Source organism: Aurantiacibacter gilvus (assembly GCF_038289935.1).
In the GTDB taxonomy this organism is placed as follows: Bacteria; Pseudomonadota; Alphaproteobacteria; order Sphingomonadales; family Sphingomonadaceae; genus Alteraurantiacibacter; species Alteraurantiacibacter gilvus.
In genome coordinates this window covers 1,309,432-1,325,134 of sequence record NZ_JBBYHV010000001.1, presented here as the reverse complement: position 1 = coordinate 1,325,134, position 15,703 = coordinate 1,309,432, and the positions used below count along the sequence as shown (strand labels likewise).

The window sequence follows — 15,703 nt, the reverse complement described above, 5'->3', positions numbered from 1 at the left end:
CATGGCGTCCGAGCCCATTAACGATCCGGCATCCACAACGGCCAAACGCTCGCGCCTGCTGCGCCAGGCGGCGGTTACCGCGCGCCGGATCAACCTGTTCATGTGGCTGGAAGCGCTTTGCTACCTGGCGCTTGCGGCGATGCTGCTGACGGTCTGGATCTATTTCTCCGGTCGGCCGGACGAAGGCGATCCTGTTCCTTCCGCGCAGGCTGCCGCCATGCTGGTGGGCACCTTGCTGCCCTCGCTCGGGCTGATTGTCCTATGGGGGAGGCGGATTGCCATCCGGAGGGCAGGGGGCACAACCGCGCGCTTGCATGTGAACCTGGTGTTCTTCTTCTCGCTGATCGCGGCGATTCCGACTTTGTTCGTCGCGGTCTTCGCTTCTATCCTGTTCCAGTCGGGTGTGGCTTTCTGGTTCAGCGACGATTCTCGCGGGTTGCTCGAAAATGCGAACAATGTGGCGCAGGGTTACTATGACGAGAACCTTCGCAATGTCGGTGACAATGCCGTGCTCATGGCCAGCGACATGCGCTTCATCATGCAGAGCGTGCCCGTATCGAGCCCCGAATTCGCCGATCAGTTCGTCTCCCAAGTCTACAACCGCAGCCTGAGCGAAGGAGCGATCATTCGCCTGACCGAAGACGGCGAGAGCCGCCTGGTCGCGCTTGCTGACCCCGAGGACGACCGCGCCCGTCAACGAATTGCCGCAGAGAGCGTTGCTCCGCTGCGCGATGGTCAATCGTACATCGTCTCTTCCTCGCCCGAGCGTATTGAGGCGGTATCCTTGCTTGACCGCGAGCTTGATCTCTACCTGTATGTTGCGCGAGACGCGCGGCCGCAAGCCGAACAATTGTACCGCCAGGCGCAGAACGTCGTGAATTCCTATGACGACCTCATCCTGCGGACGCGGGTCCTGCAATTGCAGTTCAACCTCGCGCTGTTTGGCGTATCGCTGGCGCTGGTGGCGCTTGCGGTATGGGCAGCTTTGCGTTTTGCGGACCGGCAAGTGAAACCGCTGGCGGACCTTGCCAACGCTGCGCAGGAAATCGGGGCAGGCAACTATGCCATGCGCGTATCGGGGCGCACCGGGACGGACGAGATCGGCCTGCTAAACCGCGCCTTCAACCGCATGTCGGCGCAGATCGAACGACAGACCGACGCGCTCATCGGCGCCAACCACCAGTTGGCAGAACGCCGCGCGCTGATCGAGGCCGTGCTGCAATCGGTGACCGCCGGGATCATCTCGATCGACGGGGAAGGGCGCATCCTGCTGATGAACAGCTCGGCCCAACGCTTGCTGCTGGACAGCGAAGGCCCTATGCCGGTGAACACCGAGCTGGCCCAAATCGCGCCGCAGCTGGCGCAACTGGTGGCAGACGGCACCCAGAGCGAGATCATCCAGATGAGCCGCGCCGGGGAGTTGCTGACGCTGGCCGTGCAGCTAGCCCCGGCAGCAGGCGGTTTCGTCATCACCTTCGAGGATATCACCCGCCAGCTGCTCGACCAGCGGCAGGCCGCCTGGTCCGACGTGGCGCGCCGTATCGCCCACGAGATCAAGAACCCGCTCACCCCGATCCAGCTGGCGACAGAGCGCCTCAAGCGTCGCTATTCCAAGCAGATCGAGAAGGACGTCGAGCTGTTCGACGAGCTAACCGGTACGATCATCCGGCAGGTGGGTGACCTGCGCAAGATGGTCGATGAATTCTCCAGCTTTGCGCGCTTGCCCAAGCCGGTATTCCGGCAGGAAGACGCGGTCGACCTCGTCCGGCAGTCGCTGTTCCTGCAGGAAGTCGCCCATCCGGAAATCACCTACGGTTTCAGTGTCGAAGAGCAGATCCCGCCAATCGAATGCGATCGCCACCAGCTTGGCCAGGCCATGACCAACGTGTTGAAGAATGCTGCCGAGGCGGTCGATGCGCGCGTTCCCGACGCGGCGGCTGACTGGCGCGGCAGGATCGATGTCAGCATGGCGATTGAGGGCGATCACCTGGCGATCACCATTTGCGACAACGGCGTGGGTTTGCCGCAGAGCGGGGTGAACGTGTTCGAACCCTATGTCACGACCCGCGAGAAGGGCACCGGGCTGGGCCTCGCGATCGTCAAGAAGATCGTCGAGGAACACGCTGGCGACCTGGAATTCTCGCCGCGCGAGCACGGCGGCACCCAGGCAATACTACGGTTCGCCATTCGGCCGACCGAAACCGGCGAGCACAACGAGGCCGCCGAATGATTACATTAGGAGACCTTTGAATGGCACTCGACATCCTTGTCGTCGATGACGAACGCGACATCCGCGATCTCGTCGCCGGTGTGCTGAGCGACGAAGGCTATGAATGCCGCACGGCCGGCGACAGTGTCTCTGCCCTGGCCATGGTCGACGAACGGCGACCCAGCCTGGTACTGCTCGACGTCTGGCTGCACGGCAGCCCGATGGACGGGCTGGAAGTGCTCGATGCGATCAAGGCGCGCGAACCCAACCTGCCAGTGCTGATCTTCTCGGGACACGGCAATGTCGACACGGCCGTGTCCGCTGTCAGCCGCGGCGCGATGGACTTCATCGAAAAGCCGTTCGAGGCCGAGAAACTGCTCCACCTGGTCGAACGCGCGACCGAGACCGAACGCTTGCGCCGCGAGAACGAACGCCTGCGCGAAGGCATGGCCTCGCCGGACGAGTTCACCGGCAATTCCAGCGTCATCAACAGCGTGCGCGCGACGTTGAAGCGCGTCGCGAATACCGGCAGTCGCGTCCTGATCAGCGGCCCGGCCGGGGCGGGCAAGGAAGTCGCGGCACGCTTGCTGCACGCCTGGAGCCCGCGTGCCGACAAGGCATTCGTCAGCGTCAATTCCGCGCGCATCACGCCTGAGCGTTTCGAGCACGAACTGTTCGGCGAGGAAGCCGAAGGCAAGCTGGTTCGTGCCGGCCTGCTGGAACTGGCGGATGGCGGCACGCTCTACCTCGACGAGGTGGCGGACATGCCGGAAAGCACCCAGGCGCGCATCCTGCGCGTCCTGACTGACCAGAGCTTCGTGCGCGTCGGCGGCAATCGGCAAGTCGGTGTGGACGTGCGCGTCGTGTCCTCCACTGCGCGGGATCTGCTCGCCGAGATCGAGGAAAAGCGTTTCCGCGAGGACCTGTTCTACCGGCTTAACGTGGTCCCGATTGCGATCCCGCCACTGGGCGATCGGCGTGACGACATCCCCGCGCTCGCCGAGCATTTCTTCACCCGCTATGCGCGCGAGCAAGGTCTGGAGCCGCCGACTGTCACGCCCGAGGCGCTGGCGGCCATGCAGGCCTACGACTGGCCCGGCAATGTTCGCCAGCTGCGCAATGTCATCGAGCGGACGGTCATCCTCGCGCCGCGAGAGAACTTCAGCGAGATCACGCCGGAAATGCTGCCGTCGGAAATTACCGGCGGCTCGGACGACAACGGAGGCGGTATCTCTTCCCTGATGGGCGTTCCCCTGCGCGAGGCGCGCGAAAGCTTTGAACGGGAATACCTGCGCATCCAGATCCGCCGTTTCTCCGGCAACATTTCCAAGACTGCTGGGTTCATCGGCATGGAACGCTCGGCCTTGCACCGCAAGCTGAAGCTGCTCGGAATGAACGAGCGCAGCAGTAACGACGACGACAAGGAATAGGGCTGGCCGACACGCGTCAACCACATCCCACGCTTGTGGTATTGAGGGGAAACGGCAGCAGATGACATCTGGTCCTCCTGTTTCATGGAGGTCGAGATGCGTTCTATCGCCACTGTTTCCGCGGTTCTGTGCCTGCTGTCCGCAGCAGTTCCGGCGGTCGCCGGAGCTCAAGCGCCGGCCCTGTTGCCCGCGCTGCAAGTGGGCGCTGGAAGCGGACAAGTGCTGCAGGACTTCATCATGGATAGCCAGCGCCTGGGTGTCCGGATCGACACGACCACCGTCACCCCGGCTGACGACGAGCGTGTCGACCGGGAGGTGCAAGCCTACCGCGACCTGGCAGATCGCGTCATGGGCGACGGTTACGATGCCCTGCCTGATGCCCAGAAGCAGGCTATGCTGATGGGCTTGCGGATGCATTATCAGGGCGCCGTGCAATCGGTTCCGCAGCTGATCGAGCAGGCGCGCAGCCTGGTTACTGGGGTCGGGCGCGGCGATGCGGCCTACAATTTCCTGCTCGCCTACGACGTCTATCTCTACGCCGCGACGCACCTTTTCCCGCAGGATGGCAGCTTTGCCGTAGCGCGGTCGCAGGTGCAGGCTGCCATGGCGGAGCTTGGCGGTTCGCGGGCCGGCGCTCTGGCGGCTGAGGATGCTGCCGAACTGGCGGCCGCGCGCAATGTGCGCATGCCCTCTGCGATCACGACCGACCCGGCGGCCATCGCCATGTTCCGCCAAGCATGGACGACCAGCGGCATCGACTGGCAGATCATGCGTATCAACGTCACCTCTGGCTGGCGCGACAAGATCGAGAACGGGCGCGTGGTCGGCCAGCGCCGCGATGCCGCCATTGCCGCGCGCGATCCGTCAAACCCCGATTACTGCAATCTCTACGACTTTACCCTGGTCCGGGATCGTAGCGGCAGCGTGCGGCGGGATTCGCACAGTACCACCCGGATTGCCTGCGAGAATGTGGCCGGCTGATACAAGCTGCTACAATTAAGGCCGACAAAACTTGTATAATCGTCCTTGTAAGCCATCTGGCAACGAGGTTATGCTGCGTCGCACAAGAAGTGTTACCCGGTGAGTCCTGTGATTGTCACACGGCGGCACCAGAATGCGGGCCAAGGCTCGCCAACAAGAAGATACAGGAGTCAGGCAAATGACCAAAGGCACCCTCTCCGCTCGCCCGCGACCAGTGGGAGAAGCGGAACCCGCAAGCAAGCCACCTGCAACGGGCAAGAATGCCAACCTGCAGGACGTCTTCCTCAACCACCTTCGGCGCGAGAAGACCCCCGTCACCATGTTCCTGGTGAAGGGTGTCAAGCTGCAGGGCATCGTTACCTGGTTCGACAACTTCTCCATCCTGCTGCGGCGGGACGGGCAATCGCAGCTGGTCTACAAGCACGCGATCTCCACCATCATGCCGGGCGTCCCTATGGATGCCGAGCAGTTTGGCAGCGGCCCGGACGGCAACCGCAAGCAGCGCCTGTTGCAGGACATTTTCCTGTCGCGTGTGCGTGAGGCGGAGGTGCAGGTCACCATGTTCCTGGTCAACGGCGTGATGCTGCAGGGCCGCATCTCCAGCTATGACCTGTTCTGCATGCTGCTGGAGCGTGACGGATACGTGCAACTCGCGTACAAGCACGCCGTGTCGACCATTCAGCCCGCCAGTCATGTCGACCTGACCGATGACCTGGATGATGACGGCGACAACGAAAGCGACGACTGATTTTCGACGATGACATCGAAGGCGAGGTCACGCGCGGTGCGCGGGCCCTCGTCATCTGCCCCGACATTCGCAGCCATCGGCGCGAAGACGATCCTGTTGCCCGCCTTGCAGAGGCGGAGGGGTTGGCGCTCGCCATCGGCATTGTCGTCGCGCACTCCTACATCCTGCCGGTGCGCGAAGTGCGCCCGAATACCCTGTTTGGTGAAGGCCAGGTCCAACGCATCGCCGCCGACTGCGAACTGCACGAGGCCGAGCTGGTCATCGTCGACGGCGCGCTTTCGCCGATCCAGCAGCGCAACCTCGAAGACAAGCTCAAGCGCAAGGTCATCGACCGTACCGGCCTGATCCTCGAGATCTTCGGCGAGCGCGCCTCGACGGCGGAAGGTCGCCTGCAGGTCGAACTGGCCCACCTTGATTACCAGCAGAGCCGCCTGGTGCGCAGCTGGACCCACCTCGAACGCCAGCGCGGTGGCTTCGGCTTCCTTGGCGGTCCGGGCGAAACGCAGATCGAGGCTGACCGCCGCATGATCCGCGATCGCATGGGCAAGCTGCGCCGCGAACTGGAACAGGTGCGCAAGACCCGCGAATTGCATCGCAAGCGGCGGGGAAGGGCACCCTGGCCGGTTATCGCTCTGGTTGGCTATACAAACGCGGGTAAATCAACACTTTTCAATCGTTTGACGGGCGCAGATGTCATGGCGGAAGACCTGCTCTTCGCCACGCTCGACCCCACGATGCGGGCAATTTCACTGCCGGGCGTGGAGAAAGCCATCCTGTCGGACACCGTGGGGTTCATCTCCGACCTGCCGACCCAGCTGGTCGCTGCCTTCCGTGCCACGCTGGAAGAGGTGACTGCCGCCGATATCATCCTCCACGTCCGCGACATCGCCAATCCCGACACCGCCGCGCAGAAGAAGCAGGTGTTGAACGTTCTCGGTGACCTTGGCGTCGTGGCTGACGAAGGCGACGGGGAGGGGGGGAGTACCCCGATTATCGAGGTGTGGAACAAGTTCGACCTGCTCTCGCCCGAAGACGCCGAGGAGCTGGGGGCCGTCGCCGCAGCGGACGACAAGGTGCTGGCCATTTCTGCCGTCACCGGTGCCGGGTTGGAAACCTTGCGGGAACGTCTCGGGGCCGTGCTGACCGAAGGTGCGCGCCTGCATTCGCTGCTGGTCCCCGCCAGCGACGGCGCTCGGATCGCCTGGCTTCACGCGCATGGCGAAGTGTTGGATGAGGTTGAGGCCGGTGATGGCGATGATGGCCCAATGCGCCGAATCGACGTGCGGCTGACCGAAAAGGAACTCGGCCGGTTCGAGGCGCTGGACGCCTAGCTCTCGGCGCGCTTGACGCGCTGCCAGTAGCTTTCCTGCTCGTCGAGCGAGAGATCCGCGAAGACGAGGCCGTCTGCGGCGGCGAGGCGCTCCATCTCGCGGAAACGGCGCTCGAACTTCCTGTTGGAGGCGCGCAAGGCTGCTTCGGGATCGACGCCGAAACGCCTGACGATGTTGACAGCGACGAAGAGAATGTCGCCGGCTTCCATCTCGCGTTCTTCTGGCGTTGTGGCTGCTTCCAGCTCGCCGATCTCCTCGAGCAGCTTTTCGCGCGGTCCTTTCACGTCGTGCCATTCAAAACCGACGCGCGCTGCGCGCTTCTGCAGTTTGTCTGATCGCAACAGTGCGGGCAGCGCGCCTGCGACGCCGTCCATGGCGCTTTCAGACCCGCTTGAGGCGCGCTCGGCCGCTTTCAGGTCTTCCCAGCGCTTGCCGTCCATCACGCCGCCTTCGTCGCCGAAGATGTGCGGATGCCGGGCTTCCATCTTGTCGGAAATGGCTCGCGCAACGTCGTTGAACTCGAAGTGGCCGGCTTCCTCGGCTATGCGGGCGTGGAAGACGACTTGCAGCAGCAGGTCGCCAAGTTCGCCGCGCAGGTCTTCCATGTCGGCGCGCTCGATGGCGTCGGCTACTTCATAAGCTTCCTCGATCGTATACGGCGCAATGGTCGAGAAATCCTGCGCGACATCCCATTCACACCCGGTTTCGGGATCACGCAGGCGCGCCATGATCGAGAGGAGGCGGGATATCTGGTCAGTCATGGCTCAAGAATATTGGAATGATAATATATATTATGTTAAATATAGAGAGGTGTTCCAAAGGGCCAGGTCAGAGTTCCCTCTCACATGAACACACTGAAAAGAAACGCCACGCCGAGGAAAATACAGCCCCATATCAGAGCGATACGAATCGTTGTTGAGGTGTCGACCTGATAGGACCGGTATGAAGCGAACGCCAAGACCAGCCAGCCAAGCATGGCAACGATCGACACAATTCCTCCACCGCTCATGGTTCAAGCTCCATTCCGTCATAGCCTACCAGGACATTGTCCGGCGTTTCCTCGCTCAAGGTGGCATAATCCATCGACTTGTCGAGGTGTGACAGGACCAGTTTACGGGCACCGCAACGTTCGCCAAGCTCCAGTGCCATGCCGAGATGCGCGTGCGTCGGATGGGGTTCGCGGCGCAGGCAGTCGGTCACGAGCACGTCGATATCCTCGAACAAGTCGACCATATCATCGGTAATCTCGCTGAAGTCCGTGGCATAACCAATTGATTTATTATCTGCTTCGAACCTGTAGGCGGTCGTCATAATCGGTCCATGCGGCATCTCCACGCTCTCGACCGAGAAGCCCGAAAGGATTCGCAGGTTCTCGAGCGAATTGAGCTCGACGATGGTCGGGTAGCCATATTGTCCGGCAAAGACGTAGTCGAACCGGTTCCGTAGCCGGCGGCAGGTTTCCTTCGAGGCAAATCCGGGGATCGATCCGGCGCGGCCGAAGCGTAACGGACGCAAGTCGTCGATCCCGTGGCAATGGTCCGCATGGTCATGCGTCCAGAACACGCCGTCGATCCGCTCGATCCCGTTGGCGAGCAACTGGTTGCGCAGGTCGGTCGAGGTGTCGACAAGCAGCCGCTGCCCGGCCTTGCTTTCGACCAGGATCGAGACGCGGCTGCGGCGGTTCTTCGGCTCCTTGGGGTCGCATTCGCCCCAGTCGTTGCCGATCCGCGGAACTCCGGTCGACGTGCCACAGCCGAGCACCACCAGCTTCACGCGGGCGTCCCGGCTTTTCTGAAAAGATTAAAGAAGTTGCGCGAGGTTGTTGCAGCCAACTGCTCGACGTCTTCACCGCGCAGTTCGGCGACAAATTCGGCGGTATTGCGAACGAAGGCGGGCTCGCAGGTCTTGCCGCGGTGCGGGACCGGTGCGAGGAACGGGCTGTCGGTTTCCACCAGCAGCCGCTCTGCCGGGATTTCCTTCGTAAATTCCTGTATTTCGCGCGCGTTCTTGAAAGTCACGATGCCCGACAGCGAGACCGTCAGGCCCAGGTCCAGCACCTTGCGACCGAAGTCCGCCGAAGCGGTGAAGCAGTGGATCAGCGCGGGGAAGGTGCCCTGCTCCATTTCGTCGGCCAGGATCTCCAGCGTATCGGCTTCGGCATCGCGCGTGTGGATCACGATCGGCAGGCCGGTTTCGCGCGCCACGCCGATATGCATGCGGAACAGGTCGCGCTGCACGGCGCGGTCGGACTTGTCGTAATAGTAGTCGAGCCCGGTTTCGCCGACGCCGATCACGCGCGGATGGTCGGTGGCGTCGCGCAACACCTGGCGGCCAAGGTCGGCGTGCTTGTCCGCCTCATGCGGATGAATGCCGACGGTGGCCCAGACGTCAGGCTCGCGCTCCGCCGTGGCGACGATGTCGCTCCACTCGCTTTCGCGCGTGGAGATGTTGAGGAAGCCGGTAATGCCAGCCGCACGGGCATTGGCGAGCACGTCTGCCTGCCGCTCGATCAGGCCCTCGTAATTGAGGTGGCAGTGGCTGTCGATCAGTGGCGCGTGGAGCGTCACTGTGCCCCCTCCCCTTCGGTTTCAGGCAGTTCGAGGCGCGGGAAGATACCTTGCGGCTTCTCCAGCGTGAAATTGCCTTCGGCCAGCGGCGAATACCAGTGCGAGCGAATAGCTTCGGGCGTACGCTGTCCCGGTGCAATGCCCATGGCATCAAGCAGCCTGCCCATCGATTCCGGCATGACCGGAATAACGGCCACGGCCAGCTGGGCAATGCAGATGTACAGGGTGGCGAGCACGGTCTGCATTCGCTCCGGATCGGTCTTTTTCAGCCCCCAGGGCGCCTGTGCGTCAATATAGGCGTTGCAGGCGAATACCGCGCCCATCCATGCCTCCAGCGCCTGGGCAAAGGCGAGGTCGGCATAGGCGTCGGGCATTTCCTGATGGATCACCCGGTCGACGTGGGCGAACAGGGCATTGTCCTCGTCGCTGTGACCGTTCACCGGCGGAAGCTTGCCCTCGCAGTTCTTGAAGATCAGCGACAGGGTGCGCTGGGCGAGGTTGCCGAAGCTGTTTGCCAATTCCGAATTGGCGCGATTTACAATGGCTTCCTGCGAATAGCTTCCATCCTGTCCGAAGCTGAATTCGCGCAGCAGGAAATAGCGCAGAACGTCGACGCCATAGCGGTCAGCCAGTTCGGCAGGATCGGTGACGTTGCCCGCCGACTTGCTTTCCTTCTTGCCGTCGCGGTTGAGAAGAAAGCCGTGGCCGAACACCTGCTTCGGCAGCTCGATTCCGGCGCTCATCAGGAAGGCAGGCCAGTAGACGGCGTGGAAGCGGACGATGTCCTTGCCGATCAGGTGCAGGTCCGCCGGCCAGAACTTGGCCATGTTCTCGGTCGCGTCGGGATAGCCGAGGCCGGTGAGGTAGTTGGTGAGCGCGTCGACCCAGACGTACATCACGTGCTCTTCGCTCCCCGGCACTTTCACGCCCCAGTCGAAGCTGGTGCGGCTGACCGAAAGATCGCGCAGGCCGCCCTCGACGAAGCGCATCACCTCGTTGCGGCGGCTTTCGGGGCGGATAAAGTCGGGATTGTCGCGGTAGAGCGCCAGCAGCTTGTCGCCGTATGCGGACAGTTTGAAGAACCAGCTTTCCTCCACGGTCCATTCTACCGGCGTGCCTTGCGGGGAGAGCTTTTCGCCCCCTTCCCCGTCGACCAGCTCGCTTTCGTCGTAATAGGCTTCGTCGCGGATCGAGTACCAGCCTTCGTAGCGGTCCAGGTAGAGGTCGCCATTGGCCTCCATTGCCTTCCAGATCGCCTGGCTGGCGCGGTGGTGCTCTTCTTCGGTCGTGCGGATGAACCGGTCGTAACTGATATCAAGCTTGTCGAACAAGGCATGGAAATGGTCGGACATTTCGTCCGCCAGTTCGCGCGGGGTCATGCCCAGGTCGCGCGCCTTCTGCGCCATTTTCAGGCCGTGTTCGTCGGTACCGGTCTGGAACCGCACCTCGCGGCCCATCTGGCGGTGGAAACGGGCGAGGACATCAGCCGCAATGGTCTCATAGGCATGGCCGATGTGCGGCTTGCCGTTGGGATAGTGAATCGCGGTGGTGAGGTAAAAGGTCTCAGACATTGGCGGCTTCCCTAGAAGCCGCAAGACTGGCGAGCAAGGTGCCGATTTCCATCACCAGCAGTCCTGCGTCGAAATTGTAGGTCGGGGCCTGCCCGGCCAGCTTCACAAGAGCAGCGTGGGTATCGACGAGCGCGGGGATATGCCTGCCGGATACACCGTGCATTCGCTCGGCCACGACGGCGCGCGCCAGTTCGATGGCAGCGAGCTGCTTCTCGCGACTTGGCCGCGCGCCCATGGCGCTGGCGAGTTGACCGCGCAGGGAGAAATCGGGATCGCCGCGCTCCGCCACCTGCTTCATCAGCGCGTGCACCTTGCCGAGGTCCAGCTCGACGAAGTCGATCGCAGCCCCGGGCGAGCCATTGGCCGCGGCAATCGCCGCTTCGCGCATGTCGGCGCTGGCCTGCGGGCTTTCGCGGGCAAGGACGCGGTCCATGTCCTCGTCGGACACGCGCGGGAAGGACAGCACGCGGCAGCGTGAGCGGATCGTTGGCAGCAGCCGACCGATCCGGTGCGCGATCAGCATGAAATAGGTGCCTACCGGCGGTTCCTCGAGGCTCTTGAGCAGCGCATTGGCGGCACCTGGCTCCATGTCGTCGGCCGGATCGAGGATGACCACGCGGCGGCTGCCCAGCGTGGGGCGGGTGGTCAGGCGGCGTTGCAGCTCGCGGATCTGGTCGATCTTGATGTTGCGCGCCAGTTCGTAGGGCTTGCCGTCATCGCGCTTGCGCGCCTCGGTGTCGTTCTTGGGCGGGTGGGTGACGTAGCGGATATCGGGATGGTCGCCGGGAGGCTGTGGAATGCCCTCCTCCGCCACCAGTTCGCGCGCTGCGGCGAGGGCGAAGGCGGACTTGCCCACGCCCTTGCGGCCCGAGAGGATCCAGCCGTGATGCATGCGTTCGCCCGCCATCGCGCGGCGCCATTCGGCCCAGGCGGCATCGTGGCCGATGTAGGAGGCGGCGTCGTGGCTCACCCGCCCTCTCCTGTCAGCGGCGCCATGGCGCGCATGATGCGGTCGTGGACTTCGCCGGGCGTGCCGTCGGCGGAGATGCATGCGAACCGCTCCGGATCGCTGACAGCCAGCGTGCGGAAGCGGTCTGCCACCGCGGCGTGGTATTCAGCGGAGCGCCCGCCGATCCTGTCGGAATTGTCACCATCGCGGGCGGCCAGCCGCTGGGCCACGGCTTCATTGTCTGCTGTCAGCAGGAAGGTCATGTCCGGCATCAGGCCCCACGATCCGATGTTGTGCAGCGCCATGATGGCATCGTCGAACAGGTCGTCCCCGCCGCCTTGGTAAGCGCGCGAGGAATCGATGAAACGGTCGCAGACCACCCAGGTGCCGCGATCGAGCGCGGGGGCGATAGCCTTTTCAACGTGATCGGCGCGCGCGGCGGCAAACAGCAAGGCCTCGGTCCGCGCGCCGATTTCCAGTTCGCTGTCGAGCAGCAGCTTGCGAATGGCCTCTGCGCCCGGGGTGCCGCCCGGTTCGCGTGTCAGCAGCACGTCGATGCCGCGCGCGCGCAAGGCGTCCGCCAGCATGGCGGCCTGGGTCGACTTGCCGACCCCTTCGCCGCCCTCCAATGTGATAAAACGCCCCGTGCTCATGCAGTCCACTTTCTCAACGCATTGAGCACGCGTTGCAAGGCATTGGCCTTTGCTACGGAATCGGCCGCCTCCAGCGGGACCTCCAGCACCAGCTGGCCGTCGACGCTCAGCTGTAATCGCGCGACGGGATCGCCCGCGGCAATGGGTGCGGTGATGGGGCCGCGATAGACCACTTCCATAGTCCAGTGGTCCGCTGCCTCCCCGCGCGGCAGGGATGCGACCACGTCGGCCGCGGTGCGCAGGCGCACGTTGCGTTCGGCGCCGTCCTGCACCAGTGCCGAGCCGACCTCGACACCCGCCGGGATCACCGTGGCCTGTTCGAAATCCGAAAAGCCCCATTCGAGGAATTCGCGCGCCGCGTCGTCGCGCGTGCGGCTGTCCGGCGCACCTGCCAGCACCATCACCAGCCGGCGTCCATCGCGTTCGCCGGAGCCAAGGAAGGTGAACCCTGCCTCGCGCGTGTAGCCTGTCTTGATCCCGTCTGCGCCTGCGACAACGCCGGTGACGGGATCGTGATTGGCCTGGGTGATGTTGCGCCAGCGCAGGGTCCGGTGACCGAAGTATCGCTGGTAGAGCGCCGGATAGTCCCGCGTCATGGCCTCTGCCAGCAGGGCAAGGTCTCGCGCCGAGGTATAGGTCTGCCCGCCATCGGGATAGCCATTGGCCGAGCCGAAATGGGTGTCATGCATGCCAAGCTCTTCGGCGTTGGCGTTCATCAGCTCCAGCCAGTTTTCGAGCGAACCGGTTGCCGCAATCGCCAGGGCCACGCTGGCGTCGTTGCCGGACACGGTGGTGATTCCCAGCAGCAATTGGCCGATGGTCGGTTGCTCGCCCGCGCGCAGGAACATGTTGGAGCCCTCGGCATACCACTCGTCTTCCAGTTCCGGCGTGTACTGGAAGCGCTGGCCCGGATGCAGGTCGCCTTCGCTGATCAGCTTGAAGGCCAAGTAGGCCGTCATCACCTTGGTAACCGATGCTGGCGTGAAGCGCCGCTCTGCCTCGCGCGCATAGAGCGTTTGGCCGGTGCTCAGGTCCACCAGCAGGGCGATAGGAATCTCGTCGGGGACGGGCGCAGGTGCCGGGCTGGCAGGCTGGCTGGCGAGCGCGCCAAATGCCGCTGCTGCCAGTGCCAGGACCTTCGGATATCGCACAGATTCTCCACCGCTTGGAGCGGCGGAAGTTCAGTCTCAGCCGCTGGTCAGGATTCGGGCATCGGTATAGCCCGCGCGTCGGACGTTGGCGAGCGAGGCTTCGGCTTCTCCACGGGTGGCGAAAGGCCCGGTGCGCACGCGATAGTAGGCGCCTGAACGGGTGACCTCGCCGCCCAGCACATTCGCCGCACGGCGAGCATTGTCCGGATTGGAGAATGCCGCCGCCTGGACGAGGAACCGCCCCTCTGCGGGCTGGGTGGCGACAGGTCCCGGTGCAGCCTCTGCGATCTCGGGAGTCTCGACTGGTTCCCGTGTCTCGGCTTCTGCCACTTCGACAAAAGCCTCCGCAAGCGCTTCCGCAGGCGTTGCCGGGGCGGCGCCGGGTGCGAACTGCGGAAGTTCGGGCCTTGCTGCCGGTGCTGGCGCTGCGGGCAAGGTAGGAGCGGCTGACGCTGTCGAGGCGGCAACCTCGACGTTCTCGACCGGCTGCGGCTGCGCGTCCGCTTGCAGCGGGGCCGAGCCGCTATCCGGCAGCCGGCGGCGCAGCACATTTACCAGCGACATCGGCGTATCCATGCGCAGGGGCGCGGCATTGCTGGCACGCAGGAGCGCGCGGTGTTCTTCCGGCGGGTTGACGCGGCGCACCCGCACGGGCGTGTCGACGTTGCCTCCCAATTGCGCCATGGCTGCCGGTGACAAGGCGATCAGCGCGTTTGAAGCTACCGGTCCGCGCCGTTCGACGCGCACTAGGACGGTGCGCCCGGTTTCCAGCGAGGTGACTTCGACATAGCTCGGAAAGGCCAGTGTGTGATGCGCGGCCGTGTACCCCATCGCATCGTCGTCGAGCGCCAGGTAGCCGACCTCGTCGTAATTCATGGTGTCGATCGGCGTGTAGAGCGTGCCGTCGACGGTGTAAGGTTCGCCCACGGTCACCGGATAGTCTGCCGCCGGGCCGGTCGTGGCGCGCGGTGCGGACACGCTGGCGAGTTGCGCAGAGTTGCCGCCGCCGCCGCAGCCAGCAAGGCCAGCGACAAGAATAATGGTTAAGGCAGTGCGCGGAAACGCACGGACAATGCGGCTATTGGGTAATCTCATCTGCAAGCAACCCCACGCTCATCGCGTAATAGTTCGAGCAGTTATATTCGAGGATAACCCTATAATTCTGGGTTAAGAGGTACCCAGGTTCTGCCGGACCGTCGGGTTCGAACAGCGAAGCCATCACGTCATCACCGATGGGCGCGCGTGGTTCGATACCCCGTTCACGCCATTCCCGAACGGTCAGCCAGCGGCTGTGGCGTTCGTGAACTCGCGGGCAAACCGGCGAGTCGACAAGGTTTTCGATCCCGCTGCGATCCGCAGAGTTCGGCACATAGGCACGCACGGCCCAGGGCTCTCCCGTGCGCCAGCCGGCGTCACGGAAATAGTTGGCGATCGAATGCATGGTGTCGACGTCGCTGTTCCAGATATCGCGGTCACCGTCGCCATCGCCATCCACGGCGAGCCGCAGATAGACGCTCGGCAGGAACTGGCCGTTGCCGAAGGCCCCTGCCCAGCTGCCCGTCAGTTGGCTGCGCGGCACGCCTTGGTCGGCCATCTTGAGCACGTCGATGAATTCGCGCTCGAACAGGTCGCGACGGCGCCCTTCCCACGCGAGCGTGGCGAGCGAACGCGGCAGGTCAAAGCTGCCCATCACGGCGCCGTAGGCGGTCTCATGTCCCCAGATGGCGACGATGATTTCTCCCGGGACGCCATATTGGCGCTCCACTTCTGCCGCGATGGGCCGCACTTCGGCCAGCTTCCGCCGCCCGCCACTGATCCGCGAAGCAGTGTTGTGGCGGCGCAAATAGCTCGACATCCAGGCAAAGCCGGTGGCCGGGTTGACCGAGCCGCCGGAGGAGACGTTCTGCGTATCCAGTGCGATCACCCGGTCGTTGGGCGTCAGGCCGACGAAGATCTCGTCGATCGTTGCCTGGCTAACACCTTCTGCCCGCGCCTGTTGCGCCACCGTCGCGAGATATTCGTCAAACGGCTCCTCCTGCGCTGCGGCAGGGGTAGCGGAAATGACGGCGATTGCGGCGAAAGCGCCATGGCGGCGCAGGGATTTGAACTGCAT

At 63.7% G+C, this 15,703-nt stretch carries 15 protein-coding genes; 5 read left to right on the top strand and 10 right to left on the bottom strand.

Translation table 11 applies throughout. The annotated features are described in order from the left end of the window. Position 1 precedes the first annotated feature (1 nt). From AAEO60_RS06485 to hflX, 5 genes are all read left to right on the top strand, one after another. On the top strand, positions 2-2,230 hold the full coding sequence (locus AAEO60_RS06485) for a sensor histidine kinase (protein WP_341672835.1): 2,229 nt from the start codon (positions 2-4) through the stop codon (positions 2,228-2,230). A 20-nt stretch (positions 2,231-2,250) separates the two neighbouring features. Next, entirely contained in the window at positions 2,251-3,639 is a 1,389-nt protein-coding gene (gene ntrX, locus AAEO60_RS06480; protein WP_341672834.1) for a nitrogen assimilation response regulator NtrX, read from the top strand. Positions 3,640-3,735: 96 nt separating this feature from the next. Continuing rightward, a complete protein-coding gene (locus AAEO60_RS06475; protein WP_341672833.1) occupies positions 3,736-4,620 on the top strand; it encodes a hypothetical protein in 885 nt (294 codons plus the stop codon). A 178-nt stretch (positions 4,621-4,798) separates the two neighbouring features. Continuing rightward, positions 4,799-5,368: an RNA chaperone Hfq gene (gene hfq, locus AAEO60_RS06470; RefSeq protein ID WP_341672832.1), complete on the top strand. Its 570-nt coding sequence runs from the start codon at positions 4,799-4,801 to the stop codon at positions 5,366-5,368. Beyond that, entirely contained in the window at positions 5,368-6,699 is a 1,332-nt protein-coding gene (hflX, locus tag AAEO60_RS06465; protein WP_481125111.1) for a GTPase HflX, read from the top strand. The genes hfq and hflX overlap by 1 nt, the downstream gene beginning before the upstream one ends. Here hflX and mazG read toward each other — a convergent pair. From mazG to AAEO60_RS06415, 10 genes are all read right to left on the bottom strand, one after another. Further along, positions 6,696-7,460 (bottom strand): nucleoside triphosphate pyrophosphohydrolase, encoded by a 765-nt coding sequence (gene mazG, locus AAEO60_RS06460; RefSeq protein ID WP_341672831.1) that lies wholly within the window; start codon positions 7,458-7,460, stop codon positions 6,696-6,698. The two genes, hflX and mazG, sit on opposite strands and share 4 nt — an antisense overlap. An 80-nt stretch (positions 7,461-7,540) precedes the next feature. Beyond that, positions 7,541-7,708 carry a hypothetical protein gene (locus tag AAEO60_RS06455; RefSeq protein ID WP_341672830.1) on the bottom strand — a complete coding sequence of 56 codons (168 nt, stop codon included), beginning with the start codon at positions 7,706-7,708 and terminating at the stop codon, positions 7,541-7,543. Further along, positions 7,705-8,472, bottom strand: coding sequence for an MBL fold metallo-hydrolase (locus AAEO60_RS06450; RefSeq protein ID WP_341672829.1), 768 nt, complete (start codon positions 8,470-8,472; stop codon positions 7,705-7,707). The genes AAEO60_RS06455 and AAEO60_RS06450 overlap by 4 nt, the downstream gene beginning before the upstream one ends. Further along, positions 8,469-9,266 carry a TatD family hydrolase gene (locus AAEO60_RS06445; RefSeq protein ID WP_341672828.1) on the bottom strand — a complete coding sequence of 266 codons (798 nt, stop codon included), beginning with the start codon at positions 9,264-9,266 and terminating at the stop codon, positions 8,469-8,471. The genes AAEO60_RS06450 and AAEO60_RS06445 overlap by 4 nt, the downstream gene beginning before the upstream one ends. Further along, on the bottom strand, positions 9,263-10,837 hold the full coding sequence (metG, locus tag AAEO60_RS06440; protein WP_341672827.1) for a methionine--tRNA ligase: 1,575 nt from the start codon (positions 10,835-10,837) through the stop codon (positions 9,263-9,265). The genes AAEO60_RS06445 and metG overlap by 4 nt, the downstream gene beginning before the upstream one ends. Continuing rightward, the gene (locus AAEO60_RS06435) at positions 10,830-11,807 is read right to left on the bottom strand and encodes a DNA polymerase III subunit (RefSeq protein WP_341672826.1); all 978 of its coding nucleotides are present in this window, start codon (positions 11,805-11,807) and stop codon (positions 10,830-10,832) included. The genes metG and AAEO60_RS06435 overlap by 8 nt, the downstream gene beginning before the upstream one ends. Beyond that, entirely contained in the window at positions 11,804-12,439 is a 636-nt protein-coding gene (gene tmk / locus AAEO60_RS06430; protein WP_341672825.1) for a dTMP kinase, read from the bottom strand. Before tmk ends, AAEO60_RS06435 begins: the two co-directional genes overlap by 4 nt. Further along, positions 12,436-13,590 carry a D-alanyl-D-alanine carboxypeptidase family protein gene (locus AAEO60_RS06425; RefSeq protein ID WP_341672824.1) on the bottom strand — a complete coding sequence of 385 codons (1,155 nt, stop codon included), beginning with the start codon at positions 13,588-13,590 and terminating at the stop codon, positions 12,436-12,438. Before AAEO60_RS06425 ends, tmk begins: the two co-directional genes overlap by 4 nt. A 36-nt stretch (positions 13,591-13,626) precedes the next feature. After that, the gene (locus AAEO60_RS06420) at positions 13,627-14,685 is read right to left on the bottom strand and encodes an SPOR domain-containing protein (protein WP_341672823.1); all 1,059 of its coding nucleotides are present in this window, start codon (positions 14,683-14,685) and stop codon (positions 13,627-13,629) included. Beyond that, entirely contained in the window at positions 14,669-15,703 is a 1,035-nt protein-coding gene (locus tag AAEO60_RS06415; RefSeq protein ID WP_341672822.1) for a lytic murein transglycosylase, read from the bottom strand. Before AAEO60_RS06415 ends, AAEO60_RS06420 begins: the two co-directional genes overlap by 17 nt.